This is a genomic window from Aeromonas sp. S5(2024), assembly GCF_041403025.1.
Lineage (GTDB): Bacteria > Pseudomonadota > Gammaproteobacteria > Enterobacterales > Aeromonadaceae > Aeromonas > Aeromonas hydrophila.
This window is the reverse complement of the sequence record NZ_JBGLRI010000004.1, coordinates 366,946-390,406: the sequence shown is the minus strand read 5'-3', so window position 1 is coordinate 390,406 and position 23,461 is coordinate 366,946. Positions and strand designations below refer to the sequence as shown.

The window sequence follows — 23,461 nt, the reverse complement described above, 5'->3', positions numbered from 1 at the left end:
GAGTCGCGGCCAGCGCGCGCTGGCCGGAAAATTCAGGGCGCAATTTTACACGCTTTTATGCCGAGGGGTATGTGGCGTGCGTAGATAGTGAGATCTGACCAGTGAAATGAACAAATGGCCCCGTTCGGGCCATTCTTTTTTACTCTTCCACCGTGAACGAGAGCATCATGCCGGTATCTTCGTGCTCCAGCAGATGGCAGTGGGCCATGTAGGCCCGCTCCTTGGGCGCCGTGTGATCGAAACGCACCAGCACCTCGCTGCGCCCGCCCTCCACCTTGACGATATCCTTCCAGCCGGCGCGATGCGGGGCCACCGGCTGACCGTTCTCGCTCAGGATCCGCAAGCGGGTGCCATGGATATGGAAGGGGTGCAGCATCATGTCCCCCTCCCCCGAGATGATCCAGCGCTCGGTGCGGCCGCGCTTGACCGCAAACTGCGGGTCGTTCATGGCGAAGGGCTGGCCGTTGATGCGGTTGCCGCCGTGCAGATCCAGCGGCTTGACACTGCCCTTGTCCTCCTGCATCCCGGCCATGGTGTCGTGCTGCATCTCGCCCGCTGGCATGACCATGTCGCCATGATCCATCCCCGCCATCCCGTCGCCCTGCCCGTCCATCTTCATCCCGGCCATGGCGCCCGTATCGCCGTGGGCCATGCTCATGCCCGCCATGGCGCCGTGGCCGTAGCGGCTCATCAGCGCCTGCATCCCCTGCCGATCCAGCTCGGGATCCATCGACAGGGCCAGGGTGCGGCTCGGCAAGCCTTGGGTGGCGGGCAGCGCCGGCAGCCGGGCCAGGCTGTCCGGCAAGCGGCCCTTGCCCTCGATCAGGGAGGGCCGGATCCGCAGCAGCGGCAGGGCCACATCGAACGGCGCCAGGGTCATCCCCATCTGGCGTACCGGCAGGGTGAGCAGGTCGAACACCTTGCCGTTGCGGGCATCCACCATCACCTCGAAGCGCTCCCCCGGCAGCAGCGCCAGCTCGCTCAGTGCCACCGGCTCCGCCAGCAGGCCGCCATCGCTGCCGACCACATACAAAGGGCGGCCGTCACTGATCGCCAGCGTGAGGGAGCGGGCATTGCAGCCATTGAGCAGCCGCAACCGCAGCCAGCCGCGAGGCGCGTCGTGGGTCGGATAAACGGCGCCGTTGGTCAGCATCAGATCGCCGAACCAGCCGACCGCGGCGCTCATCACGTCCAGCCGGTAATCCACCTGATCCCGCCCATCGAGCCGTTTGTCCTGCAGCACCAGCGGGATGTCGTCCACGCCCCAGCGCTGGGGCAGCGGCAGCCGCAAGCTCTCCTCGTCGTCGAGGATGAAAAGCCCGGCCAGCCCCATGGCCACCTGATGGCCGGTCTGCCCGTGGGTATGGGGGTGATACCAGCAGGTGGCCGCCGGCTGCTCGATGCGAAACGCCGCCTGCCACTCTTTGCCGGAAGGGATGCTGGCCTGCGGGCCGCCATCGGCGGTGCCGGGCACCTCCAGCCCGTGCCAGTGCACCGTGGTGGTCTCCGCCAGCTGGTTGGCGACCCGGACTCGCACCGCCTGCCCCTGACGGGCACGCAAAGTGGGGCCAAGCAGGTTGCCGTTGTAGCCCCAGCTGTGGGTCGGCTGGCGTCGCCACTGCATCTGGCCCGGCTGGGCCCTGAGCTGGAACACGCCGCTGGCATCCGCCTCCAGCAGCGCGGGAATCGGCAGGGCTGGGCGCTCGGCGGCAACCGCCCGACCCCACCAGGGCAGGGCGCTGGCAATACCGACGGCGGTGGAGAATTTGAGAAAATCGCGACGCTGCATGAGTCGTTCCTCGTTGGCCAAAGCGGACCTTCAGCCTAAGCAGCAACCCTGCGGCAAGGTCAAGCCCTGTCGAGCCGGCGGCCGGACAATTTCTGGCTTATCCGCTTGCCAGCAGCCCCCTGTCGTCAAGCCAGCGCCAGGGTTACCGCTGCCTCGGCGTGAATCGCCATGGTTGTGTCGTAGAGAGGCACCCTGGTGGCGGCATATTCCAACCCACTGTCTGCCTCACCTGCTTGCCAGCAGGCCCCTGTCGTCAAGCCAGCGCCAGGGTTACTGCCGCCTCGGCGTGAATGGCAGTGGTGTCGTAGAGCGGCACCGCGGCCTCGGCCTCCCCCACCAGCAGGGCTATCTCGGTGCAACCGAGGATCACCGCTTGGGCTCCCGCGTCGGCCAGCCCCTCGATAATGGCCAGGTACTCGGCCCGCGATGCATCGCGAATGTCGCCAAGGCACAGCTCGTCATAGATGATGCGGTGTACCCGCTCCCGCTGCGCCTCGCCGGGCACCAGCACCTCCAGCCCGAACTTGTCCTGCAGACGCCCCTTGTAGAAATCCTGCTCCATGGTGAAGCGGGTGCCGAGCAGACCGACCCTTTGGACTCCGTCCGCTTGCAGCTGACGCGCGGTGGCATCGGCGATATGGAGCAGCGGGATGTCGATGGCGGCCTCGATCTCGGGCGCCACCTTGTGCATGGTGTTGGTGCCGATCAGCAGAAAATCGGCGCCGCCGGCCTGGATGGCCCGCGCCTCGGCCGCCAGCAGGCGGGCGGTGGCGGGCCAGTCCCCGATGTGCTGCAGCCGCTCTATCTCGGCAAAGTCGACGCTGCTCAGCAGCACCCGCGCCGAGTGCAGGCCACCGAGCCGCTCGCGCACGCCCCGGTTGAGCGCCTGATAGTAGCTGACGGTGGACTCCCAGCTCATGCCACCCAGCAGACCGATACATTTCATGGGACCTCCTTGTGTAAAACGATCATGCAAACCGAGTGTGTGAATCGATCGTGCAAACCGAGCGAAGGGCGGCGCGCGTCATCGCGCCGCCCCGTGAATAAAAAAGGCCCCGCAGGGCCAACAAGACAGCCGGTAAAGGCCCGGGCGCAGGCCCGGACTAAATCCAGATCATCAGCACGCAGGCCGCCGTGGCGACCCCCATGCCGAGATTGAAACGACGCCAGCCTCTGGCGGTGCGGATGAGGCGGCGCACCTGGGCACCGAACAGCACCCAGAAGGCCCCGGTATAGAGGCCGGTCACGAAGAAGATGCCGAGTACCCAGATGGCGGAGGGCCAGTAGGCCTCCCCCGCCAGGGTAAAGCCGCTGATGGCGGAGAGCGCCATCATCCACGCCTTGGGGTTGAGCAACTGCAGCATGGCCCCCTGATGGGCCGGGATCAGCGGCCGGTTGCCCTCGGCCGGGCCGCTGGCGGTCGCCACCTTCCAGGCCAGCCAGAGCAGGTAGGCCGAGCCGATGAGCTTGAGCCCGTCGTGCAGCAGCGGCAGCTGCTCGAACATCACTCCCAGCCCGAGCGCCGTGGCCAGGATCATCAGGTTGATCCCCCCCACCACCCCCACCAACAGGGGCACGCTGCGGCGAAAGCCCTGGGCCGCACCGGCGCTGGTGAGCAGCATGTTGTTGGGGCCCGGCGTACCGCAAGTGATGAGGGCAAAGCCCGCCAGGGGAAGCAACCAGTTCAGATCCATCTCAACCTCTTGATGATGCAGGGCGCCGACTCGGCGACAAGCCTTCTAATATGCAGAGCCGGTGCCCGTCAGACAAGGCCGCAGATGCACTTTCTTCGCATCTTTATGCGGCCCCTGGCAGCACTCAGTACCAGAGCATCACCACGCAGAGCGCGGTCAGCGCCCCCAGGCTGCCGTTGAGCCGGCGCCAGCCTCTGTCAGAGTTGATCCAGCGGCTGAGCTGATGACCGAACAACACCCAGGCAAAGCAGACTGGCAATCCCGCCATGGGGAAGACGGCCATGATGCCCCACAGACTCGGCCAGTAAGCACTGCCCGGCAGACTGAACAGACTGATGGCGGAGATCCCCATCATCCAGGCCTTGGGGTTGAGGAACTGAAAGCCCAGCCCCTCCAGCAGGGTCAGCGGGCGCGAACGTCGTTCCGGATCGCCGGGGGCACCAGCCACCGCGATGCGCCATGCCAGCCACAACAAATAGAGGCTGCCCAGCACCTGCAGGCTCAGCTTGAGCAGCGGCCAGCGCTCGAACAGGGGGTAGAGCCCCAGCGCCAGCACCAGTTGCAGGACGGGTTGTCCCACCACGACACCGATCAGATGAGGCAGGGTGCGACGCACCCCGAAGTTGGCGCCGGAGGCGGTCAGCATGAGGTTGTTGGGGCCCGGCGTGCCGCAGGTGAGCAACGCAAAGCCAAACAGGGTGGCATACCATTCGATCGTCATCTTTGTACTCCTGAACTGCGCACATTGTATCGATACAATGTGCCACTTTTGGTTGTTATCGGGTTCAAATTCACGCTATATTGCCGATACATTTCGATCAATGGATTTATTGTCACCATGACAATCTGGACCCCGGACCTCACCCCCTTCGCAGGCCCCCTCTACCTCAAACTGGTGAAAGCCATCGAGCAGGCCATTCAGGACGGCTCCCTGCCGCCCGAGACCCGGCTGCCCACCCACAGGGCGCTGGCGGACAAGCTGGGGGTCACCGTCGGCACCGTCACCCGCGCCTATGGCGAGGCGGAGCGGCGCGGGCTGCTGGCCGCCCGGGTGGGGCACGGCACCTGGGTCAAAGGGGATCATGAGGATCCGGCCAACGCCTGGGTGATCCGCAAGGAGGAGGGGCATCGCATCGAGTTGTGGCAGAACCTGCCGGTACAGCTGGATCGAGCCGCCATTATCCGCCCCATGCTGGCGGAAGTGGCGGACGGGGATCTCAACGCCCTGCTGGGTTATGACAAGGAGGCGGGCCAGCCGAGCCAGCGCCAGCTGTTCATCGACTGGCTGGCCGAGCAGGGAGTGGCGGGCAGCGAGGAGTATCTGATGTTCAGCCACGGCGCCCAGCACGGCATCATGCTCTCCCTGCTGGCCACCGGCTGCGTGGGGGAGACCCTGTTCTGCGAAGGGCTCAGCTACCCCGGCATGCTGGGCAACGCCCGTCAGCTGAAGAATCAGGTAGTGGGGCTGGCGATGGATGCAGAGGGACTGCTGCCCGACGCGCTGGAGGCGGCCTGCCGCACCCGCCGCGCCAAGCTGATCTACCTCACCCCCACCCTGCAAAATCCCACCACCGCCACCATGAGCCTGGCGCGGCGCGAGGCCATCGTCGCCATCGCCCGTCGCCACGACCTGCTGATCATCGAGGATGACGTCAACGGCCTGCTACCCCAGCAACCGGTAACACCGTTGGTCAACCTGGCGCCGGAGCGGGTCATCTATCTGGGCAGCCTGGCCAAGATCGCCTGTGGCGGCCTGCGGGTCGGCTTCGTGCTGACCCCGCCGGCCCTGCGCGGTGCCTTCGCCCAGGCGATGCGACTGTCGAGCTGGATGGTGAGCCCGCTGCTCATCGAGCTGGCCTGCAAGCTGGTGAGCCAGCGCCAGATCATGCCTCTTGTAGAGCAGCAGCGGCAGATCCTGGCACGTCGCGGCGAGCTGCTGCGCCACCTGCTGCCGGGGGCTTGCTGGCAGGCGGGCTCCATGCACGCCTGGCTGCCGCTGCCGGAACCCTGGCGCAGCCAGGAGTTCGCCGAGGCCGCCAACGCCCTTGACGTCGGCGTGGCGAGCGGGGAACACTTCGCCGCCGGCCAGTTCGCCGCGCCACAGGGCGTGCGGCTGAGCCTGAGCCAGCCGGCCACCGACGCCCGCGTCGCCGAGGGGCTGGAGCGGCTCGCCGGTCTGCTGCGCGCCGCGCCGCCCACCAATACCCTGCTATAGTCAGCCCCGGCCCAGCCTATCCGTGCGCTCAAAGGAGAGCCCATGCACCCGACCCGCGCCCCCTTGTTGCTTCTCACCCTGCTGCTGGGAGGCTGCGCCACCCCCGGTCATCAGCAGCTGGGGGCCGCGCTGAGCGGGCTGGAGGGGGAGTTGCAACGGCTGGAAGAGGAGCTGGCGGCCATGAACGGCCTGCACTACCAGAAGGCGATCGATGCCCCCCTCAGCCTGCGCCGCCGGCTGAGCGCCCCCGTCCCCACGGCAGAGGGGCTGCTGCCCAGCCGCAGCACGCTGACAGACGGCCCCCTACTGCGCTACCACTACCGGCTGCCGGCCGGCATGGCCAGCCTGCCCCTCGCCGAGCCCTGTCTGCGCTACGAATTCGAGCTGCGCCACCTGGGCCGCCTCGGCCAGCTCACCCTGCACTGGCAGGGGGCGGCGGGCTCGGGGGAGCAACTGATCCAGCAGCGCGACTGCCCCTTCTCGGCCAAAGGGCCCGGCCTGCAGTAGGCCCGCCGCCAGCCGACCTGCCCCTATGGTCAGTTGAAAGGGGTGAAGCCATCTTGTAGCGTGCCAGCATCCCGACTCCTGCTGGAAGCGCCCATGAAACTGACTCCCCTGTGGCTGGCCCTGTGCAGCCTGCCCGCACTGGCCTGCGGCCCGGATGGCTGCGAGACGCCGCTCACCCTGCAACTGACCGCCGCCCAATGCCATCTGAACGGGCTGCCGTTCCTCTCCCCCGACAACGACACCCGCACCAACCTGGCGCTGCTGCTGGCCGATGAGCAGGCCTTCTCGCTGCCCAAGGCGCCGCTGCTGCTGCCCTTTGCCATCGAGGATCTGCTCAACCCGGCCCTGCTCAACCCAGCCCAAGCCGAGCCGGCCCCCACCGGGCCGGATCCCCTGCTGGCGCTGGCCGCCGGTCTCGGCATCGAGCAGAACACCACCCAGGCCGCCCTGGAGCGGGCCGCCGGCTGGAGCGAGGGGCGCTGCATCAGCAACAATCCCATCGCGGCCGAAGCCTTCCTGCAGGCGCTGGTCGACACCCCGGCGCTGGGCGCCGACGAGCGCAGCCAGCTGGCTCGCCAGCGGCTGGCCATGCTGGGCCAGTGTGCCCAGCAGGTCGAAACGGCCACGACGCCGGAGGACAGGTCCACACCGCTGTCGGCCGCCGGCCAGGGCTTTGCCGACTACCTGGCCGCCAGCCAACTCTTCTATCAGGGGGAGTTCGCCCAGGCCGATACGCTGTTTGCCGCCCTCGCCGGACAGGATCAGCCCTGGCTGAAAGAGACGGCGGATTACATGCGGATCCGGGTCGCCCTCAACCAGTCCCAGCAAAGCGCCTTCGATGACTGGGGCACTCTGGATCGCAACCAGATTGACCAGGCCGCCGTGCAGCGCGCCGAGCAGTTCATCGCCGACTATCGCAGCCGCTACCCAGAGGGGCGCTATCTCGACTCCGCCAACGGGCTGCTGCGCCGGCTTGCCTGGTTCAAGGGGGACGAGGCGGCGCTGGCCGGCCTGTTCCAGCAGGCGAGCCGCCAGCCGGGCAACCCGGAGCTGCTCAACGAAATAGACCTCAAGCTGCTGATGCAGCCCGGTTTCACCGGCTCAGCCGCCATGCCGCAGCTGACCCTGGTGCAGGATCTGCGCCGGCTGCGGTTGCACGAGAGCTGGGACGAGTGGCAGCCGCTGCAACCCGACGAGCTGGCGCAGCAGAGCGCCCAGTTTGCCAGCAACCCGGCCTGGCTCGCCTATCTGCAGCAGGCCGAGCGCTACTATCTGGCCAAGGATTATGCCGCCGTCATCGCCGCCGCTCCCGCCCTCGGCAAGGGGCCACTCGATAACCTGGCCTTCAGCCAGCAGGTGCTCAAGGGCATGGCGCTGGCGGCCAGTCAGGCGCTGCCCGAGGCTGAGCAGCAGTGGCGCGCCCTGCTCGCCAGCCAGCCCACCCCCTTGCAGGATCAGCTGTTGCAGCTGGCACTGGCCATGACTCTGGAGCGGGCCGGCCGGCTGGAGCAGGTGTTCGCCAAGGAGAGCCCCATCCAGAGCGATCACTACCGCATTCCGCTGCTGGAGTACGTGGCGCCGGCCCCGCTGCTGCGCCGCATGGTGCAGGATGAGCAGGCCTCCGACACCCTGCGCCAGCGCGCCGGCCACACCCTGCGCTACAAGCAGCTGACCCACGGCGACTACCGGAGCTTCCTGCAGGATCTGGCGCTGGCCCCGCTGGCCGCCCCGTTCGACTGGCAAGGGAGCCAGGAGTATCAGTGCCCGGCCCTCACGGCCGTGGTCACCACCCTGGCGGACAACCCCAAATCGCCCAAGGCGCTCAACTGCCTCGGCGAGTTTTTCCTGAGCCAGGGGCTGGACTGGGATCCGCTCATGCAGCGGCCGGGCGCCGACACCCTGGCGGGCAGCCGGGATCTGTTTGCCGGCCAGCAGCGCAGCCGGCTCGACTGGTATCAACAGGTGATCGCCAGCCCCAAGGCCGCCAAGGAGGAGAAGGCCTACGCCCTCTACCGCGCCATCAACTGTTACGCCCCGAGCGGCAACAACAGCTGCGGCAGCCAAGAGATCCCCCTAAGCCAGCGCAAGGGCTGGTTCAACACCCTCAAACGCCAGCACGGAACGAGCCAGTGGGCCAAGCAGCTCAAATATTATTGGTGATGCTGGCGCTGCTGGGCGCCAAGGCCAGCGCCGCCGTCGAGGCGAGCCACTACCGCCAGTTCTGGCTGTGGGCCGGGGTCAGGCCCCAGCCGGTGCTGCAACAGGCCGAGCGGCTCTATCTGCATCAGGGGGAGATAGGCCCGCTCGATGCGCGCCAGCCCGTGCATTTTCAGGGGCAGGGCATAGCGCCGAGCAAGCTGCCGGTAAAGGAGCTCTGGCTCGCCTATCGGGTGGAGCGGCTCGACTGGGATGAGGCCCTGCTCAAGAGCCTGACCAACCAGCTGGCGGCCTGGCAGCGCAAGGGCAATGGGGTGCGCGGCGTCCAGATCGATTTTGATGCCCGCACCCACCGGCTGGCGGATTATGGCGACTTCCTGCGCCAGCTCCGCCGCCAGCTGCCCGCCGACTGCGCCATCAGCATCACCGGCCTGCTGGACTGGACCCGCACCGGCGACGTCGCCACCCTCAACGCCCTCGCCGGCGTGGTCGACGAGCTGGTGGTGCAGACCTATCGCGGCCGCCGCACCGAGCCGGGCTACGCCCGCTACCTGCAGGCGCTGACGCGGCTGACCCTGCCCTTCAAGGTGGGGCTGGTGCAGGGAGGCGAGTGGGATCAAACTTGGGAAAGCAGGCTGGCCGACTCGGCGGCCTATCGCGGCGCTGTGGTGTTTCTCATCAACCCGCCAGGTGCCTGACGCCGGGGAGGAATTGACCGCCCCCAGGCTGGCGTCGAGCGTGGTAGCTCTTTGACTCCGGCAACATGCCATACTTGTCCGTACCCTGAACCAGCCAAGGAGCGCCAAGGATGCAGATCCTCCTGATCGAAGATGATGCCATGCTCAGCACGGCCCTCTCCCGAGGGCTGAATGAGCAGGGGATCACCCCCGCCCAGCTGATCCACTGCAAGGAGCTGGCGACCCTGCCCACCCTGCTGCGCCAGCAGTCGTTCGATGTGGTCATCTGCCGCCAGTATCACCATCAGGCCCGTGAGGGGGTGCGCTTGCTGCAGGAGGCCCACTATCTGGGTCTGCTCGAACCGGGCTGCGTGCTGCTGTTGCTGGACGAGGATCACGATCAGCTGCTGTTTCCCCCTTCCGACCTCTACTTTCCGTTGCTGCTGCCCATGCCGTTCACCGCCGATCAGCTCACCGCCAGCCTGCACGAACTGGTGCAGCTGACCGGGCTGACCCGCACCCTGCCCGCCCCGATGAAGCTCAGGGAGTGGCAGGTCAGCTGCGCCCTGTGCGAGGACCTGCTCTACCAACAGCAGAAGTACCGGGAACTGGGGCCGCTGCTGGACAGGATCAAGGGCTACATGCTGCTGCAGCAGCAGGATCACTTTCACGCCGCCCAGCACTACGCGGTCTGCACCACGGAACACGACGCCTGGTGGCCGCGCAAGGGGTTGATCCACGCCCTGCTGGGGCTGAACAAGCTGGAGAGTGCGCGCAAGGATCTGGCCCGCAACCGGGAACGGCTGCCAGCCCCCCTGCAACTGGAACTGGCGCTGGCCTGTCTGCTGCACGAGCGGCAGTGGGAAGGAGCCTGGGACGTGCTCACCCTGCTGCTGCAAAAGCAGGCCTGGCAACCGGAGTGGCGCCAGGCGGCCATTCTGCTGGCGCTGCTGCTCAAGGACGAGGGCAAGGCGCTGGAGCAGGCCAACGCCCTCAGCCTGCGCTTCTTCGGCGATCACAAATTCCGGGTGTCCATCGATAACTTCATCCTCAATGCCAGCCTGGCGGTGCTCTGGCACTACCCGAGCGCCGCCCGGATCAGTGCCTTGCAGCAGGAGTATCGCTACCTCAGCCAGGCGGTGACCCTGCGGGCCCACGAGGAGGCCCTGCTCAAGGCGCTGATGCTGAGCCTGGACTATCGCTTCGACGAGGCCCTGTTGCTGCTCGCCAAGCACCCGCCGGAGAGCGCGCGGGATCACCACCTCAACCAACTGCTCGGCTTTGCCGTCAGCCAGTTCTGCGGCCTGCCCCACCACGCCCAGCGCTACCTGAGCCAGCTCAGCCAGTATCAGGCCAGGGTCGCCCCGGCCCCGCTGGTGCAGCAGCTGTTCAAGCAGGTCATCGGCGATTTCATGAAACAGCTGGAGCGGCGCGAACTGCGGCTGACCTACCTGCGCCAGGAACGGCAGCGGGCCAGCGCGGCGGGCCAGCACCAGCTGGCCGTGCAGTATGCGCTGACCCTGCAGGAGGAGTTCCCCGCCCTGCCCGGCGATGCCTGGCAACTGCTGGAGTTGCTGCAACTGTGCTGGCCGGCCGGCATGGCCGCCCCCAGGGTGGCCCTGCTGGTGGATCGGCTGGAACGGCGCCTCAACCACAGCGCCTCCTTCATGGAGCACCACGCCGAGGAGTACCACAAGACCCTGTTGCAGATCCGCTCCCACCTCAATCCCCGCCTGCCCACCACGCCCCCCAACTAGGCCCGGTCAGCCGGGCTGCTGTTACAACAGCCCGCGCACCAGGATGCCGGCGATCAGCAGCGGCGCCACCAGCCGCCAGCACCAGAGCAGGCAGCCGCGCAGCAGCGGCGACAGGCCATCAGGCAGCACGGACTCACCCAGTCGCCAGCCCAGCAGCAGGGTCAGCACCAGGCCGAACAGCGGCATCATCAGGTTGGAGGTGAGGTAGTCCAGCAGATCGAAGATGGTCTTGCCGAACAGGGTCAGCTCGCTCCAGGGGCCGAACGACAGGCTGACCGGAATGCCGGAGGCCATGATCAGCAGGGTCAGCACCCGGCAGGCGCCACGCCGCGACCAGCCCCACTCCTCGGTGGTGAAGCGCACCAGGTGCTCCAGCATGGATATGGAGGAGGAGAGCGCTGCCACCAAGAGCAGCAGGAAGAACACCACCGCCAGCCCCTGGCCGAACGGCAGATGGTTGAACACCGCCGGCATGGTCATAAAGGTGAGCCCTGGCCCGGCAGTGGGATCGATGCCGGTGGAGGCCAGCACCGGGAAGATCATCAACCCCGCCAGCACCGAGATGAGGCTCGCCAGCGTCACGACCCAGACGCCGGAGCGCAGCACGCCCTCGCTGCTGGGCAGATAGGCACCATAGGTGGTGTGCACGCCAAGCCCGATGGAGAGGGAGAAGAAGGCCAGTCCCAGCGCGTCCAGCACGCCCTGGCCGGTCAGCATGGAGAAGTCCGGCAGCAGGAACTGGCGCACCCCGGCCATGGCGCCCGGCATGGAGAGGCCAGTCACCACCAGCAGCATCATCATCACAAACAGGGCCGGCATCATCCAGCGCAGCGCCCGCTCCACCCCCTTCTGCAGGCCCCCCTGCACGAACCACCAGGTGAGGCCGGCAAACACCAGATGGGTCAACACCGGCCACCAGGGGTGGCTGACATAGCCATTGAACAAGGCGGTCAGCGCCGTGCCCTCACTCAGGTTGAGCTGCCCGCTCACCGCCAGCGCCGCGTAACCCACGGTCCAGCCGCCCACCACGCTGTAGAAGCTGTAGATGAAGAAGCCGCACAGGATCCCCATGTACCCCATCCAGCGCCAGTTCGGCCCCACCAGCTTGTGGAAGGCACCGAGCACCCCGCGCTGACTGCGGCTGCCGAGCAGGGTCTCACCCACCAGCACGGCCACCCCCAGGGTGAAGCTGAACAGCAGAAACATCAGCAGGAAGGCACCGCCGCCGTTGGTGGCCGTCACATAGGGAAACTTCCAGATGGCGCCAAGGCCGATCGCCGAACCGGCGGCTGCCAGCACATGACCGATACGGGAAGACCACTGAACCTGGCTCATACAACCTCCGGGCAAGACAACATCACATCGATACTCCATGGGTAACCGCGCTGGGCGGGGCAACAAAAAAGGCCGCCTGGTGGCGACCTTTGCAATGAACATTCAGACAAACTGCGCGTGCAAGGTCACCTCTCTTGCGAGCTAAAAAATCGACCGAACAGGGCAACGCGACGTGACATGAATAATCTGATCTGAATGCTGAAAAGGGATCACAGCCTAAACCATGGAAAGAAAAATTGACACAACATGACCAAACTTTTTTTCATGTGGCCAAAAAAAGTTTGTTTTCACCCGGCCGGCGCCAAAAATCAGCGCCGCTGCCTCCCCGCCCACGGCCTTGAACGATAATAGTCTTAGCTTGGACGAGGTCGACATGACCGATGGGACCGACCTGCCCTGCCACTCCCTTGCGCAACATGGATGTACCGACGTGACGCACCTGACCGGATACTGGATGAAATGGCTGCTGCCCTGGCTACTGTTGCCCACCCTGGCGCAGGCCACGCAACCCCCGCTGACCCTGCTCAGCCACGAGCTGCCCCCCTTTACCCACACCAGCGACGGCAAGCTCGGCGGGCTGGCGGTGCAACTGGTGCAGGAGGCCCAGCAGGAGATGGGGGTCAACTACCCCATCAAGATCTACCCCCTCAAGCGGGCGCTGGCGCTGACCCGGGTCGAGCCCGGCTTCGCCCTGTTCGTCATTCTGCGCACGCCCCAGCGGGAGCCCCAGTTCAAGTGGGTAGGGCCGCTGTTTCTGAACCGGGTGGTGATCTACCAGACCAGGGGCAGCCAGCCACTGACCGATCTGGCTCAGCTGCGCCAGCTGGCGCGGGTCGGTGTGCTGCTCGGCAACGCCGATGACGAGCTGCTCACCCGCGAGGGCTACACCAACCTGGTGCGCTGCCAGACCATCGAAGACGCCATCGAACGACTGGTGCTCGGCAAGATCGACGCCTTCCCCATGGGGGAGCAGATCATGCCGGCCATCCTGGCCAAGATGAAGTTCTCCCCCCGCAGCGTGGTGAACTCCGGGCTGCTGCTGCAGGAACACTGGCTCTACATCGTCTTCTCGAAGAGCGAGGATGACGCCGTGATCGCCCGCTGGCAGGCGGCCATCGACAAGGTCAGGGACCGTCACCAGCAGGCTCAGCAGCCCATCCGCCAACCCTGATTACACCAGCCCGCGCACCAGGATGCCGCCGATCAGCAGCGGTGCCAGCCAGCGCCAGCAGCCCATCACCAGAGTACGCCAGTGCAGCGCCAGCCCGGCGGGCAGCGCCTGACGCCCCAGTTTCCAACCCAGCAGCAGAGTGAGCGCCAAGCCGAACATGGGCATCATCAGGTTGGAGGTGACGAAATCGAGCAGCTCGAAGATGTTCTTGCCAAACAGGGTCACCTGCGCCCAGGGCCCGAACGAGAGGCTGACCGGAATGCCGCCCGCCATCACCAGCGCGGTGATGAGGCCGCAGGCGGCCCGCCGTGACCAGCCCAGGCTCTCGCTGACGAAGCACTGCAGATGCTCCAGCAGCGAGATGGCCGACGACAGCGCCGCCACTACCAGCAAGGCGAAGAACACCACCGCCAGCCCTTGGCCGAACGGCAACTGCTGGAACACCGCCGGCATGGTCATGAAAGTGAGACCCGGGCCGGAGGCGGGATCGATGCCGGTCGCCGCCAACACCGGGAAGATCATCAAGCCCGCCAGCACGGCGATGAGGCTTGCCAGCAGCACCACCCAGAGGCTGGAGCGGCCGACCCCCTCACTGGAGGGCAGGTAGGCGCCATAGGTGGTGTGAATGCCAAGGCCGATGGAGAGGGAGAAGAACGCCAGTCCCATGGCGTCGAGCACGCCGGACATGCCGAGCTTGCTGAAGTCCGGCATCAGGAAGTGGCGCACCCCGGCCATGGCGTTGGGCAAGGTAAGGCCGAAGGCCACCAGCATCAGGATCATGATGAACAGGGCCGGCATCATCCAGCGCAGGGTGCGCTCCACCCCCTTCTGCACGCCTCCCTGCACGAACCACCAGGTGAGCCCGGCAAACAGCAGGTGGGTCAGCACCGGCCAGAGCGGATCCCCCACATAGTCGTTGAAGCGGGCGGTGAGGGCCGCGCCGTCACCGTGCTGCAGACTGCCCGCCAGCGCCATGCCGGTGTAGCCCAGGGTCCAGCCGCCCACCACGCTGTAGAAGCTGTAGATGAGCAGGCTGCTGAGCAGCCCCATAGCGCCGACCCAGCGCCAGCGCCTGCCCATCAGTTCACCGAAGGCCCCCACCACCCCGCGCCGGCTCAGGCTGCCGAGCAAGGTCTCCCCCATCAGCACCGCCACCCCCAGGGTGAAGCTGAACAGCAGAAACACCAGCAGGAAGGCGCCACCGCCGTTGGCGGCCGTCACATAGGGGAACTTCCAGATAGCGCCGAGACCGACTGCGGAACCGGCGGCGGCCAGGATATAACCGAGCCGGGATGACCATTGGGACTGCTTCATAAGAACTCCAACCGTGGGCCCGCCACAAGGGGCCAAAAATGACGCTCAGAGTACGGGTGGGGCTGCGCAATCACAACGCCGCTTATCTGGATAAAGCGCGCATTATTGGCATCATTGTCTAATTAAATTCCATTTAACGCGCAATCCTGCCAACAAATAAAAACCGGAGCAATTTTGCTCCGGTTTTACAGGGTGGTGAGCCAGCTTCGGGGACTAGATCACCCCCAACTCCCGCAGCCGCTCCATCAGGTAGCTGTGGGCGGTGTGACGCTCGGAGAGCACTACGTCCGGGCGCGGGTGGAGGAACAGCGGCAGGGAGATGCGGGACTTAGCGGCGCTGCCGCCGGTCGGGTTGATGACGCGGTGGGTGGTGGAGGGGTAGTAGCCGTGGGAGGCCTCCTGCAACATGTCACCGATGTTGATGATGAGGGTGCCAAAATCGCACGGCACGTCCATCCACTCGCCATCGGAACCCTTCACCTGCAGGCCCGGCTCGTTGGCGGCGGGCAGTATGGTCAGCAGGTTGATGTCTTCATGGGCGGCGGCGCGGATGGCACCCGGCTCCTCGGTGCCATCGAACGGCGGATAGTGCAGCACCCGCAGCAGGGTCTTCTGGCTCTCTTCGATCATGGAGGAGAGCGGGCAGCTGTAGTGGGCGGCGATGTCGCTCGGGGTGTACTGCTCGACCCAGCCCAGCAGCTCGGCTGCCAGGTCGTTGGCGAGGCGGTAGTACTCCATCGCCTGCTCTTTCAGCTCCGCCGGCATCTGGCCCCAGGGGTAGAGGTGGAAGTACTCCTTGATGTCCTTCTGGCTGTGGCCCTTGGCCACCTCGGACACCGACGGCGGGAAGTAGCCGTCCTGGGTCTCGCGATTGAACAGGAAGTCCTGCTTCTGCTCGCTCATGAAGAAGCGATACCAGTTGTCATAGATGGACTGCACCAGCTCTTTCGGGATGGGGTGATTGGTCAGTACCCCGAAGCCGGTGGTCCGCAGGGATTCGGTGAAGCGCTGCGCCGCATCGGGCGAGCGGTAATCGACGGTCAGGACTTTCATTATTTTTGTTACGCGCCAGTTAAAAGATGGCGCAGTTTACCCCGTGACCGGCAACAAGGAAAGGGCGCGGGTCGCCACGTCGCCAGCCCGTGCAAATAGTGACAAACCGCTCAGAAAACGGCGCCGGCCAGCACCGTTTTTCATCCCTTGTCCTGCCCCGGCATCCTCTCTAGAATGCCCCCATCATCCCTCTCGGAGCCCGTCGTCCATGTCCCCCAAGATCCTGTTGCTGACCCTGCCTTTCCTGCTCGCCGGTTGCAGCTCGCTGTCGGAAGAAGAGTGCCGCACCATGAGCTGGTACAACCTGGGTTATCAGGACGGCGAGCAGGGCAAGACCCGGGCCGCCACCCGCGACTACGTCTCGACCTGCGGCGAATACGGCCTCAAGGTGGACGAAGCGGAGTGGAAACGGGGATATGCCAAGGGGCTGGAGCTCTACTGCATTCCGGAGCTCGCCTACAGCAAGGGCAAGTCCGGCGCCGAGTATCAGGGCGTCTGTCCCAACGATGCCAGCTTCCTGACCCAGTACGATCGCGGCCGCCAGGAGTACCTGGTGGAGAAACAGCTCAGCGACCTCAAGAGTGACATGGAGCGAACCGAGCGCGACATCGAGACGCTGGAGCGCCAGATCCGCAACGAGAACGACAGCAAGCAGCGCGACTACTACCGCGCCCAGCGCGAGCGCGCCATCCGTCACTACGAGGGGCTGCGCCGTGACTACAACCGGATCCGCTTCCCGGATCGGGTGATCCAGTTCTCCTTCGGGAACTGACAAACAAAAAAGGGGCCGACATGGCCCCTTTCTGTTGCTGTTGCTGTTTCTGTCCCTCAGGCGGGCAGAACCCAGCGCTGCAGCGCCAGCGCGATGCCATCTTCGTTGTGATCGGCGGTGACCCGATCCGCCAGCGCCTGGATCTGTGACGCCGCGTTGCCCATGGCCACCGCCAGCCCCACCTGCTCGAACATGCTGATGTCGTTGTTGTTGTCGCCAAACGCCACCACGTTCTCCATCGCGATCCCCTCGCTCGCCGCCCACTGGGCTAGCCGGTTGCCCTTGCTGCAGCCGGGTTGCACCAGTTCCACCGCATAGGGCGCCGCCCAGTCACGGGTAAAGGGCAGTTGCTCCACCACCTCTGCCATGAAGTGATGGAGCAGGGCGGGATCCTGGTTGAACAGCTCCAGCTTCCAGACCGGCCGGCTGAGCCAGCTCGCCAGATCCTCCGCCGGCAGCAGGGAGATCTTGAGATGATCCGGCTGGCTCGCCGACCAGCGGCGCATCCGGGTCACATGCTCCTCGCAGCCGAGGTAGCCGATCCCCTCGTCGAGGTGGAACAGGGCCCCCATCTGGTGCGCCTGCACCTCCGCCAGCAGCCGGCTGAGGGGGGCCACCGCCAGCGGATCCCCAACCAGGATCTGCTCCTGCACCGAATCATAGAGATAGGCGCCGTTGCTGCAGATGATGGGGGTGTCGAGGGCCAGCTCGTGATGGAAAGGACGGGCCGTCATGAAGTGGCGCCCCGTCACCAGCAGCACCTTGATGCCGTGGGCGCGGGCCTGGGCCAGCGCGGCCCGGGTGGCGGACGAGATCTTGTGATCCCGGGTCAGCAGGGTACCGTCCATGTCCAACGCAATGGCCTGAAAACGACTCATATCACCTCCAAAATGTCGAAACGGCTGGGGTACCATACAGTCCCGCTTCCAGTGCAATGGCCTGAAAACGACTCATGTCACCGCCAACATGTCGAAACGAATGCGGCGCCATACCAACCCGCTTTCAACGTAATGGCCTGATAACGATCCATACCATCGCCAAAGGCTGAGTATCGCAAGGTGCATGATGGAGCAAGGGAGCACCGGGCGATCGGGCAAGCAAGGCAAAGAGCCATACCGTCCCAGAGTCGGCGCCACGATGCAAGCGCCGGTTGCCCCCTTCGCGTCGTTCTGTGATCCCGTCAGCCGGCTTCTACCTGGACGTCGAGCCGCTGCCGCCGATCCGCCGCCCGGCGCAGGCCATAGAAGCCGACGGCACAGAGCAGGCTGCACAGCGCCGCCAGATAGAAGGGCCACTCGGTGCCCGCCAGCAGCACCAGACTGCCGACCACCACCGCCAGGATCTCGCTGCCCACCGCCAGCCCGCGATAGAGCCCCATCGCCTGCCCCTGCTGCTCGGCATGGCTGCGGTTGGAGACCGCCACCGAGGTCGCCAGCTCTCCCAGGCTCATGCCGATACCGGTGGGAATAAAGGTGAGAGCCAGCCCCCACCAGTGGCCGGGCAGCACGAACATCAGCATGCCCGCCGCCATCACCAGATGGCCGACCACCCCCAGACTGCTGCCACGCCAATGACGAGCCAGACGTGAGCCCAGCCAGGATCCCAGGATCATGGGCACGCTCACCAGCACGGCGGCCTGTGCCAGCTGCACCGGATCCCAGGCCAGCCGCTCCACCAGCCAGACGTTGAAGTAGGTGAAGTAGAGCTGCACCGCGCCGTAGCTGAGCAGGGTCAGCACGAAGTAGGGCAGCAGCGCCGGTTGCAGCAGCAACTGGCGGGAAGAGAGGGCCGGTGCCGGCTGCTCACTGCGGGCCGCCGCCGGCCGATTGGGCAGCAGCCAGAGCACCAGCAGCAGATTGACCAGGGTCATGGCCACCGCCAGCCAGGCCGCCAGGCTGTAATCGCCGGACACCACGGCGGCATAGCCGCCGATCATGGGCCCCACCACCCAGCCCAGGTTCATGCCGATGTTGATCCAGGCGAAGCTGCGCGCCTTGGTTTTGGCAGTGCTCATGTCGGCCGCCATGGCCTGCACGATGGCGATGTCACCGTTGAAGAAGCCCTCCACCACCCGGCTCAGCAACAGCAGCGGCAAGGAACGCCAGGCGATCCCCAGCGCCATCAGGGCGTAGCCCACCAGCACGCCCACCAGACAGAGGGTCAGCACCGGCTTGCGGCCATGACGATCGGAGAGCTTGCCGAGCCAGGGAGCCCCTACCAGCTGAAACAGCGGATAGAGCCCCATGATGACCCCCAGCCACACCTTGCGGCTCCAGTCCGACGCTTCCGGCGTCAGCATGCCCTGGGCCGGATCCAGCATCAGCGGTGCCAGCACCGGAGACGGCAGACTGAAGCCCGCCACCGCCAGCGTCACCGTCATCACCAGTACCCACAGGCTGGCCTGCCCCTTGATCCCTTCCATGTTCGCCCCATTAAATAAAGTTATTGATTTATTTATGTTGGCAATCAATCCTGATTAAGTAAAGCGAATTGTTGATTTAAAAAATCCCCCTCCCCATAATGCTCTTATCCATGCCAGAACCGCTGCCGCGCAAGCGGTCGCACCTGCCGACGATGAGAGCCTTGCCATGAACGCCAGCACCGACAAGATACTGTTTTTGCTCAAGAGCCACGGCCCACAGAGCGCCGCCGAGCTGGGAGAGCAGTTGCAGATGACCTCCATGGGTGCCCGCCAGCACCTGATGACGCTGGAGGCCGACGGCTGGGTGAGTTTCAACGACGAGGCCCGCGGGCGCGGTCGACCGGTACGGTTGTGGCACCTCACCGAACAAGCTTGGCAACGCTTCCCCGACAGCCACAGCGAACTGACGCTGCAGCTTATCGACAACATCCAGCAGCTGTTTGGCGAGGTGGGCATGGAGCGGCTGATCGCCCAGCGAGAGCAGCAGCAGCTGGCCCGCTATCAGGCCGAGCTGACCCAGCCGGCGCTGGCCGACAGGCTGGCGGCACTGACGGCGCAGCGCACGCGAGAGGGCTATATGGCGGACTTTCGCCAGGAGGAGGATGGCAGCTGGCTGCTGTGGGAGAGCCACTGCCCCATCTGCGCGGCGGCGCGGGCCTGTCGGGGCTTTTGTCGCAGCGAGCTGGAAATGTTTCGCCGCTTGCTGGCGCCGGCCGGGGTGGAGCGGGAGCAGTATCTGCTGGAGGGGGATCACCGCTGCCTCTATCGCATCAGGCCGCAGCCCTGATCCACGAACGCCAGAAACAACAAAGCAGGCGCCGGGATGCCTGCTTTGTTGCCTTCGGGGAGGGGATGCTCTCGTTCCAGCCCGTCGTTGCCTGATAAGGTGAGACGGCTGATGGGGTTGTTGACCCGGTAAGGTCCTTCACCACAGAGACCGGGTTGGGTTTCTGTCTTGCCACCGGAAGATGTAACCATGGTATCCCTGCCGGCACGGTGAGTGGTTGCGAAGTAGCATGTATTTTCAGTTGTTTTTGCAATAGTTCACCCTTAATCTAGGAAAAGTGAATTAGTAATTGCAACGAGGAACGGAGAATGCTGAAACTTGATCGCATAGACAGGCATATTCTGGAGTTGATGCAGGAGAATGGCCGCATCAGCAATCTGGAGCTGGCCGAGCTGGTCGGGCTCTCCCCCTCCCCCTGCTCCCGCCGGGTCAAGGCGCTGGAGGATGCCGGTCTCATCGACACCCACGTCACCCTGCTCAACGCCCGCCAGCTGGGGCTGACCCTCACCGCCTACATTCACATCTCCATGGACCGGCACACCCCGGAGCGGTTCGAAAATTTTGACCGCGCCATCAGTGAGCTGCCCGAAGTGCTCGAGTGTGACCTCATCACCGGCAACGACGCCGACTACCAGCTCAAGGTGGTGGTGCGGGACATGGAGCACTACCAGCACTTCCTGCTGGACAAGCTGACCCACATTCCGGGGGTGACCGGGGTGCGCTCCAGTTTCGTGCTGCGCCGGATCAAGCACAAGACGGCGCTGCCGCTCAACCATCTGGGCTGACCGCCGGCCCTGAACGGATAAAAGAAGAGGAGGCCACTGGCCTCCTCTTCTTTTATCTGCAGTCAGCAGCCTGCACTCAGACCGCTACCTGGCTGACATCCTGCACCTGCAACAGCCAGCCGGCCTGCTCCTGCTGGGGCTCGCCGCTGACCCGCAGCCGCTCGCCGGTCGGCACCCACTGCCCCTGGGGCAGGGAGACCAGCAGGCTCTCGCTGCCGTTGTCGAACAGCCAGCGATCTTCACCCAGCGACTCGATCAGATAACCTTCCATCTCCACTCTGGACTCGGCTTGCCAGGATGGCGCAACGGAATCACGGCTCTCGATGAAATCCCCCTGAACACCAAAACTGGCCAGCCCCCACAGAATGGAGAGCCCAACCAACGATGATTGCATCTCGTCTCTCCTCTTTTGGAACTGTAGGGCCAGTATGGGAAGAGAAAACTGAGCGCACCATGAACAAGATGGCAAAGTGCCGACGGGATCGCGAAAAAAACCGGCCAGTCGTCCGGTTGTGTCATTTTATGGCGTCTGGATCACACTATTTGGCGGCTTCCTCTGCCATCCGTGCGGCTCTTGGCTTATTCGTCCACATGGCAACACCGCGATGATCCGCGCAGATCCCCTCCTCCAACACGGCCCGCACCTGGGTACCGTCCTTGCAGATAGCCTGCCAGGCATCGGCATCATCGATGGCCATCGAAGGGGCATGGGAACCGGTACTGCAGGCGGTCAGCAACAGGGCAAACAGGGGCAACAGAAGTTTCATGGGGTGGATCCTCAGGCTGGATGGATGGGCCGCACTCAGCGCCCCAGTTGCGCCGAGATGCGATCGCAGAGCTGCTTGAGCTGGGCCAGTTCAGCATCGGCGAGATCCACCTGATTGCGCAAGTTGTCCGCCAGACAGCACTCCCTCACCTCCTGCTGCAACTGACGCCCCGCCTCGGTCAGGCCGATGCATTTTTGCCGCTCATCCTCGCTGGAGACGGTGCGGGTCAACCAGCCCTTGCTCTCCAGCCGCTTGACGATGGGGGTCAGGGTGCCCGCATCCAGCCCGGTCTCCTGACCGATCTCCTTGAGGCTGACCTCGTCCCGCGCCCACAGCGACAGCATCACCAGATACTGGGTGTAGGTGAGATCCAGCTTGTCCAGCAGCGGCCGATAGGCCCGCATCACCGCGTTGGAGGCGCTGTAGAGGGCAAAACAGACCTGCTTTTTCAATTCACTCATGGGGCACCTCGCTGACGACTGGGGCCAGTATACCCCAGGAAAATCGGGGGTCGAATAATTTGCACACAAAATAGTTGTCAGCCTGCATTTTCGGGATTAGTCTGGATTTACTTTGCACACAAACAAAATCAGAGACCCCGACATGAAGACGCTCTATCGCACTCAAGCCATCGCCCAGGCCGGCCGCAACGGTGAGGTTCACACCCTGGACAACAGCCTGCAGCTGGCACTGGCCCTGCCGACCACCCTCGGTGGCAACGGCAAGGGCAACAACCCGGAGCAGCTGCTGGCCGCAGGTTATGCCGCCTGCTTCTCCAATGCACTGATCCACGTTGCCCACAAACTCGGTGCGCCCCTCTCCAGTGCTCCCGTCACCGCCAGGGTCGAGTTGCTGGCGCTGGACGATGGCCGCTTCAACTTCGCCATCACGCTGGACGTCGCGCTCGCCGCGACCCAACCTGAACAGGCGGCGCAGGCCGAGCAGATAGTGCGGCTGGCCCACCAGACCTGCCCCTTCTCCAACGCCATGCGGGGCAATGTGGTCACCCGGCTGCTGCTCAACGGCGCCCCGCTGGATGAAACGGCGTGAACCCGTTCAGCTTCAACCCCTTGGAAATAGCCATGCTGGCGGCTCGCAGGTTGCCAACCCCCCTCACCCTGGAGAAAAAACCATGAATCAGTCCAGCCATCAGATCCAGCTGCTGCGTCGCCCGGTCGGCCTGCCCAGCCTGGCCGATTTCACCCTGACCGAGGTGGCTCTGCCCGAGCTGCAAGAAGGAGAGGTGCGGGTCGCCAACCAGTGGCTGTCGGTGGATCCCTACATGCGCGGTCGCATGAGCGAAGCCAAGAGCTATGTGCCCCCCTTCCCCCTCAACGGCCCCCTCGATGGCGGCGCCATCGGCGTGGTAGAAGCCTCCCGTCACCCGGACTTCGCGGTGGGCGACCGGGTGAGCAGCATGCTGGGTTGGCGCGATCGCTTCGTCGCCAACGGCGCCCAGCTGACCCGCCTGCCCGACACCCGCTTGTCGCCCCAGCTCTTTCTCGGCGCCCTTGGCATGCCGGGCATGACCGCCTGGACCGGGCTCAACCGCATCGCCAAACTGCAGGCCGGTGAAACCGTGCTGGTGTCGGCCGCCTCCGGCGCCGTCGGCTCCATGGTGGTGCAGCTTGCCAAACGGGCGGGGGCCCGCGTCATCGGCTCCACCGGGTCGGCCGACAAGGTGGCCTACCTCAAGAGCCTGGGGGCCGATGAGGTGATCAACTACCGTGAGACCCCGGATCTCGATGCCGAGCTGGCCCGGCTGGCACCGGACGGGATCCACGTCTACTTCGAGAACGTGGGGGGCGCCATGCTGGACGCCGCCCTCAACCACATGGTGGTGCACGGTCGCATCGTGATGTGCGGCCTCATCGAGCAGTACAACGGCCAGAGCGAGGCGAGCGGCCCGCGCAACCTCTCCCAGGTGATCCGCAAGCGCCTCACCATGCAGGGGCTGATCGTGTTCGATCACTGGCAGCACTACGGCGAGTTTCTGGCCGAGGTGACCCCGGCCTTCGATGCCGGCACCCTGCAGGCCGAAGAGACCGTCTATCAGGGGCTCGCCAGCATGCCGCAGGCCTTCATCGGGCTGTTCGAGGGGCGCAACACCGGCAAGATGCTGGTCAAGCTGGCGTGATCCGCAGCACTGGTGCCTGACACCGCAGACTGCTTGCATGACGGGCCCATCCGCCCTAAGGTGGGCCCGTTTTTCATGGTGCAATTCGCCGCTTGTGCAAGGAGCCGATCATGGATTCCCTG

General features: G+C 65.2%; 24 protein-coding genes. 11 read left to right on the top strand and 13 right to left on the bottom strand.

Annotated features, from left to right (window positions below; translation table 11 throughout):
- Nucleotides 1-139 precede the first annotated feature (139 nt).
- From cueO to ACB032_RS11335, 4 genes are all read right to left on the bottom strand, one after another.
- A complete protein-coding gene (cueO, locus tag ACB032_RS11350; RefSeq protein WP_371137951.1) occupies nt 140-1,789 on the bottom strand; it encodes a multicopper oxidase CueO in 1,650 nt (549 codons plus the stop codon).
- Nucleotides 1,790-2,042: 253 nt separating this feature from the next.
- Nucleotides 2,043-2,735 (bottom strand): aspartate/glutamate racemase family protein, encoded by a 693-nt coding sequence (locus ACB032_RS11345; RefSeq protein WP_371137950.1) that lies wholly within the window; start codon nt 2,733-2,735, stop codon nt 2,043-2,045.
- Between the two features lie 157 nt (nt 2,736-2,892).
- Nucleotides 2,893-3,483: a LysE family translocator gene (locus ACB032_RS11340; RefSeq protein ID WP_017411093.1), complete on the bottom strand. Its 591-nt coding sequence runs from the start codon at nt 3,481-3,483 to the stop codon at nt 2,893-2,895.
- A gap of 124 nt (nt 3,484-3,607) precedes the next feature.
- Nucleotides 3,608-4,204, bottom strand: a complete 597-nt coding sequence (locus tag ACB032_RS11335; RefSeq protein WP_016351932.1) for a LysE family translocator — start codon at nt 4,202-4,204, stop codon at nt 3,608-3,610.
- Between the two features lie 117 nt (nt 4,205-4,321).
- Here ACB032_RS11335 and ACB032_RS11330 point away from each other — a divergent pair, with 117 nt between their 5' ends.
- The 5 genes from ACB032_RS11330 to ACB032_RS11310 all read left to right on the top strand — a co-directional run bounded on the left by ACB032_RS11330 (nt 4,322) and on the right by ACB032_RS11310 (nt 10,796).
- Nucleotides 4,322-5,698 (top strand): PLP-dependent aminotransferase family protein, encoded by a 1,377-nt coding sequence (locus tag ACB032_RS11330; RefSeq protein ID WP_371137949.1) that lies wholly within the window; start codon nt 4,322-4,324, stop codon nt 5,696-5,698.
- Between the two features lie 42 nt (nt 5,699-5,740).
- A complete protein-coding gene (locus tag ACB032_RS11325) occupies nt 5,741-6,205 on the top strand; it encodes a hypothetical protein (RefSeq protein WP_371137948.1) in 465 nt (154 codons plus the stop codon).
- 93 nt (nt 6,206-6,298) lie between these two features.
- A complete protein-coding gene (locus ACB032_RS11320; RefSeq protein ID WP_371137947.1) occupies nt 6,299-8,365 on the top strand; it encodes a hypothetical protein in 2,067 nt (688 codons plus the stop codon).
- A complete protein-coding gene (locus tag ACB032_RS11315; protein WP_371137946.1) occupies nt 8,335-9,060 on the top strand; it encodes a DUF3142 domain-containing protein in 726 nt (241 codons plus the stop codon). The genes ACB032_RS11320 and ACB032_RS11315 overlap by 31 nt, the downstream gene beginning before the upstream one ends.
- A gap of 110 nt (nt 9,061-9,170) precedes the next feature.
- Nucleotides 9,171-10,796 carry a hypothetical protein gene (locus ACB032_RS11310; protein ID WP_371137945.1) on the top strand — a complete coding sequence of 542 codons (1,626 nt, stop codon included), beginning with the start codon at nt 9,171-9,173 and terminating at the stop codon, nt 10,794-10,796.
- 21 nt (nt 10,797-10,817) lie between these two features.
- Here ACB032_RS11310 and ACB032_RS11305 read toward each other — a convergent pair whose 3' ends face one another.
- The gene (locus tag ACB032_RS11305; protein WP_029304843.1) at nt 10,818-12,131 is read right to left on the bottom strand and encodes a sodium-dependent transporter; all 1,314 of its coding nucleotides are present in this window, start codon (nt 12,129-12,131) and stop codon (nt 10,818-10,820) included.
- Between the two features lie 454 nt (nt 12,132-12,585).
- Between ACB032_RS11305 and ACB032_RS11300 the strand changes: the two genes are divergently transcribed.
- A complete protein-coding gene (locus ACB032_RS11300; protein ID WP_371137989.1) occupies nt 12,586-13,302 on the top strand; it encodes a substrate-binding periplasmic protein in 717 nt (238 codons plus the stop codon).
- On the opposite strand, the gene ACB032_RS11295 is transcribed toward ACB032_RS11300, so the two are convergent.
- Together ACB032_RS11295 and ACB032_RS11290 are read right to left on the bottom strand one after the other, a co-directional pair.
- The gene (locus tag ACB032_RS11295) at nt 13,303-14,616 is read right to left on the bottom strand and encodes a sodium-dependent transporter (protein ID WP_324017720.1); all 1,314 of its coding nucleotides are present in this window, start codon (nt 14,614-14,616) and stop codon (nt 13,303-13,305) included.
- A 213-nt stretch (nt 14,617-14,829) separates the two neighbouring features.
- The gene (locus ACB032_RS11290; RefSeq protein WP_323901180.1) at nt 14,830-15,669 is read right to left on the bottom strand and encodes a 2OG-Fe(II) oxygenase family protein; all 840 of its coding nucleotides are present in this window, start codon (nt 15,667-15,669) and stop codon (nt 14,830-14,832) included.
- Between the two features lie 208 nt (nt 15,670-15,877).
- Here ACB032_RS11290 and ACB032_RS11285 point away from each other — a divergent pair, with 208 nt between their 5' ends.
- Nucleotides 15,878-16,441: a DUF2799 domain-containing protein gene (locus tag ACB032_RS11285; protein WP_011707344.1), complete on the top strand. Its 564-nt coding sequence runs from the start codon at nt 15,878-15,880 to the stop codon at nt 16,439-16,441.
- Nucleotides 16,442-16,497: 56 nt separating this feature from the next.
- On the opposite strand, the gene ACB032_RS11280 is transcribed toward ACB032_RS11285, so the two are convergent.
- Together ACB032_RS11280 and ACB032_RS11275 are read right to left on the bottom strand one after the other, a co-directional pair.
- Nucleotides 16,498-17,319 (bottom strand): Cof-type HAD-IIB family hydrolase, encoded by an 822-nt coding sequence (locus tag ACB032_RS11280; RefSeq protein ID WP_371137944.1) that lies wholly within the window; start codon nt 17,317-17,319, stop codon nt 16,498-16,500.
- A 302-nt stretch (nt 17,320-17,621) separates the two neighbouring features.
- Entirely contained in the window at nt 17,622-18,863 is a 1,242-nt protein-coding gene (locus ACB032_RS11275; RefSeq protein WP_371137943.1) for an MFS transporter, read from the bottom strand.
- Nucleotides 18,864-19,029: 166 nt separating this feature from the next.
- Between ACB032_RS11275 and ACB032_RS11270 the strand changes: the two genes are divergently transcribed.
- Complete coding sequence (locus ACB032_RS11270) at nt 19,030-19,650, top strand: metalloregulator ArsR/SmtB family transcription factor (RefSeq protein ID WP_011707347.1); 621 nt, start codon at nt 19,030-19,032, stop codon at nt 19,648-19,650.
- Here ACB032_RS11270 and ACB032_RS11265 read toward each other — a convergent pair.
- Nucleotides 19,626-19,841 (bottom strand): hypothetical protein, encoded by a 216-nt coding sequence (locus tag ACB032_RS11265; protein WP_135318988.1) that lies wholly within the window; start codon nt 19,839-19,841, stop codon nt 19,626-19,628. The two genes, ACB032_RS11270 and ACB032_RS11265, sit on opposite strands and share 25 nt — an antisense overlap.
- A gap of 117 nt (nt 19,842-19,958) precedes the next feature.
- On the opposite strand from ACB032_RS11265, the gene ACB032_RS11260 reads away from it, so the two are divergent.
- The gene (locus ACB032_RS11260) at nt 19,959-20,435 is read left to right on the top strand and encodes an Lrp/AsnC family transcriptional regulator (protein ID WP_005304871.1); all 477 of its coding nucleotides are present in this window, start codon (nt 19,959-19,961) and stop codon (nt 20,433-20,435) included.
- A gap of 76 nt (nt 20,436-20,511) precedes the next feature.
- On the opposite strand, the gene ACB032_RS11255 is transcribed toward ACB032_RS11260, so the two are convergent.
- The 3 genes from ACB032_RS11255 to ACB032_RS11245 form a co-directional block, all read right to left on the bottom strand.
- Complete coding sequence (locus tag ACB032_RS11255; RefSeq protein ID WP_005304873.1) at nt 20,512-20,829, bottom strand: hypothetical protein; 318 nt, start codon at nt 20,827-20,829, stop codon at nt 20,512-20,514.
- Between the two features lie 145 nt (nt 20,830-20,974).
- Nucleotides 20,975-21,202 carry a hypothetical protein gene (locus tag ACB032_RS11250; protein ID WP_371137942.1) on the bottom strand — a complete coding sequence of 76 codons (228 nt, stop codon included), beginning with the start codon at nt 21,200-21,202 and terminating at the stop codon, nt 20,975-20,977.
- A 35-nt stretch (nt 21,203-21,237) separates the two neighbouring features.
- Nucleotides 21,238-21,663 (bottom strand): MarR family winged helix-turn-helix transcriptional regulator, encoded by a 426-nt coding sequence (locus ACB032_RS11245; protein WP_016351946.1) that lies wholly within the window; start codon nt 21,661-21,663, stop codon nt 21,238-21,240.
- Between the two features lie 142 nt (nt 21,664-21,805).
- Between ACB032_RS11245 and ACB032_RS11240 the strand changes: the two genes are divergently transcribed.
- The gene (locus tag ACB032_RS11240) at nt 21,806-22,252 is read left to right on the top strand and encodes an organic hydroperoxide resistance protein (RefSeq protein WP_371137941.1); all 447 of its coding nucleotides are present in this window, start codon (nt 21,806-21,808) and stop codon (nt 22,250-22,252) included.
- Nucleotides 22,253-22,334: 82 nt separating this feature from the next.
- Nucleotides 22,335-23,339 (top strand): NADP-dependent oxidoreductase, encoded by a 1,005-nt coding sequence (locus ACB032_RS11235; protein ID WP_371137940.1) that lies wholly within the window; start codon nt 22,335-22,337, stop codon nt 23,337-23,339.
- Nucleotides 23,340-23,461: the final 122 nt, after the last annotated feature.

Bases quoted from the DNA above. Each gene is read 5' to 3' on its own strand.
- cueO (WP_371137951.1), bottom strand. From the start codon at position 1,789: ATGCAGCGTCGCGATTTTCTCAAATTCTCCACCGCCGTCGGTATTGCC.
- ACB032_RS11345 (WP_371137950.1), bottom strand. From the start codon at position 2,735: ATGAAATGTATCGGTCTGCTGGGTGGCATGAGCTGGGAGTCCACCGTC.
- ACB032_RS11340 (WP_017411093.1), bottom strand. From the start codon at position 3,483: ATGGATCTGAACTGGTTGCTTCCCCTGGCGGGCTTTGCCCTCATCACT.
- ACB032_RS11335 (WP_016351932.1), bottom strand. From the start codon at position 4,204: ATGACGATCGAATGGTATGCCACCCTGTTTGGCTTTGCGTTGCTCACC.
- ACB032_RS11330 (WP_371137949.1), top strand. From the start codon at position 4,322: ATGACAATCTGGACCCCGGACCTCACCCCCTTCGCAGGCCCCCTCTAC.
- ACB032_RS11325 (WP_371137948.1), top strand. From the start codon at position 5,741: ATGCACCCGACCCGCGCCCCCTTGTTGCTTCTCACCCTGCTGCTGGGA.
- ACB032_RS11320 (WP_371137947.1), top strand. From the start codon at position 6,299: ATGAAACTGACTCCCCTGTGGCTGGCCCTGTGCAGCCTGCCCGCACTG.
- ACB032_RS11310 (WP_371137945.1), top strand. From the start codon at position 9,171: ATGCAGATCCTCCTGATCGAAGATGATGCCATGCTCAGCACGGCCCTC.
- ACB032_RS11305 (WP_029304843.1), bottom strand. From the start codon at position 12,131: ATGAGCCAGGTTCAGTGGTCTTCCCGTATCGGTCATGTGCTGGCAGCC.
- ACB032_RS11300 (WP_371137989.1), top strand. From the start codon at position 12,586: ATGAAATGGCTGCTGCCCTGGCTACTGTTGCCCACCCTGGCGCAGGCC.
- ACB032_RS11295 (WP_324017720.1), bottom strand. From the start codon at position 14,616: ATGAAGCAGTCCCAATGGTCATCCCGGCTCGGTTATATCCTGGCCGCC.
- ACB032_RS11290 (WP_323901180.1), bottom strand. From the start codon at position 15,669: ATGAAAGTCCTGACCGTCGATTACCGCTCGCCCGATGCGGCGCAGCGC.
- ACB032_RS11285 (WP_011707344.1), top strand. From the start codon at position 15,878: ATGTCCCCCAAGATCCTGTTGCTGACCCTGCCTTTCCTGCTCGCCGGT.
- ACB032_RS11280 (WP_371137944.1), bottom strand. From the start codon at position 17,319: ATGAGTCGTTTTCAGGCCATTGCGTTGGACATGGACGGTACCCTGCTG.
- ACB032_RS11275 (WP_371137943.1), bottom strand. From the start codon at position 18,863: ATGGAAGGGATCAAGGGGCAGGCCAGCCTGTGGGTACTGGTGATGACG.
- ACB032_RS11270 (WP_011707347.1), top strand. From the start codon at position 19,030: ATGAACGCCAGCACCGACAAGATACTGTTTTTGCTCAAGAGCCACGGC.
- ACB032_RS11265 (WP_135318988.1), bottom strand. From the start codon at position 19,841: ATGGTTACATCTTCCGGTGGCAAGACAGAAACCCAACCCGGTCTCTGT.
- ACB032_RS11260 (WP_005304871.1), top strand. From the start codon at position 19,959: ATGCTGAAACTTGATCGCATAGACAGGCATATTCTGGAGTTGATGCAG.
- ACB032_RS11255 (WP_005304873.1), bottom strand. From the start codon at position 20,829: ATGCAATCATCGTTGGTTGGGCTCTCCATTCTGTGGGGGCTGGCCAGT.
- ACB032_RS11250 (WP_371137942.1), bottom strand. From the start codon at position 21,202: ATGAAACTTCTGTTGCCCCTGTTTGCCCTGTTGCTGACCGCCTGCAGT.
- ACB032_RS11245 (WP_016351946.1), bottom strand. From the start codon at position 21,663: ATGAGTGAATTGAAAAAGCAGGTCTGTTTTGCCCTCTACAGCGCCTCC.
- ACB032_RS11240 (WP_371137941.1), top strand. From the start codon at position 21,806: ATGAAGACGCTCTATCGCACTCAAGCCATCGCCCAGGCCGGCCGCAAC.
- ACB032_RS11235 (WP_371137940.1), top strand. From the start codon at position 22,335: ATGAATCAGTCCAGCCATCAGATCCAGCTGCTGCGTCGCCCGGTCGGC.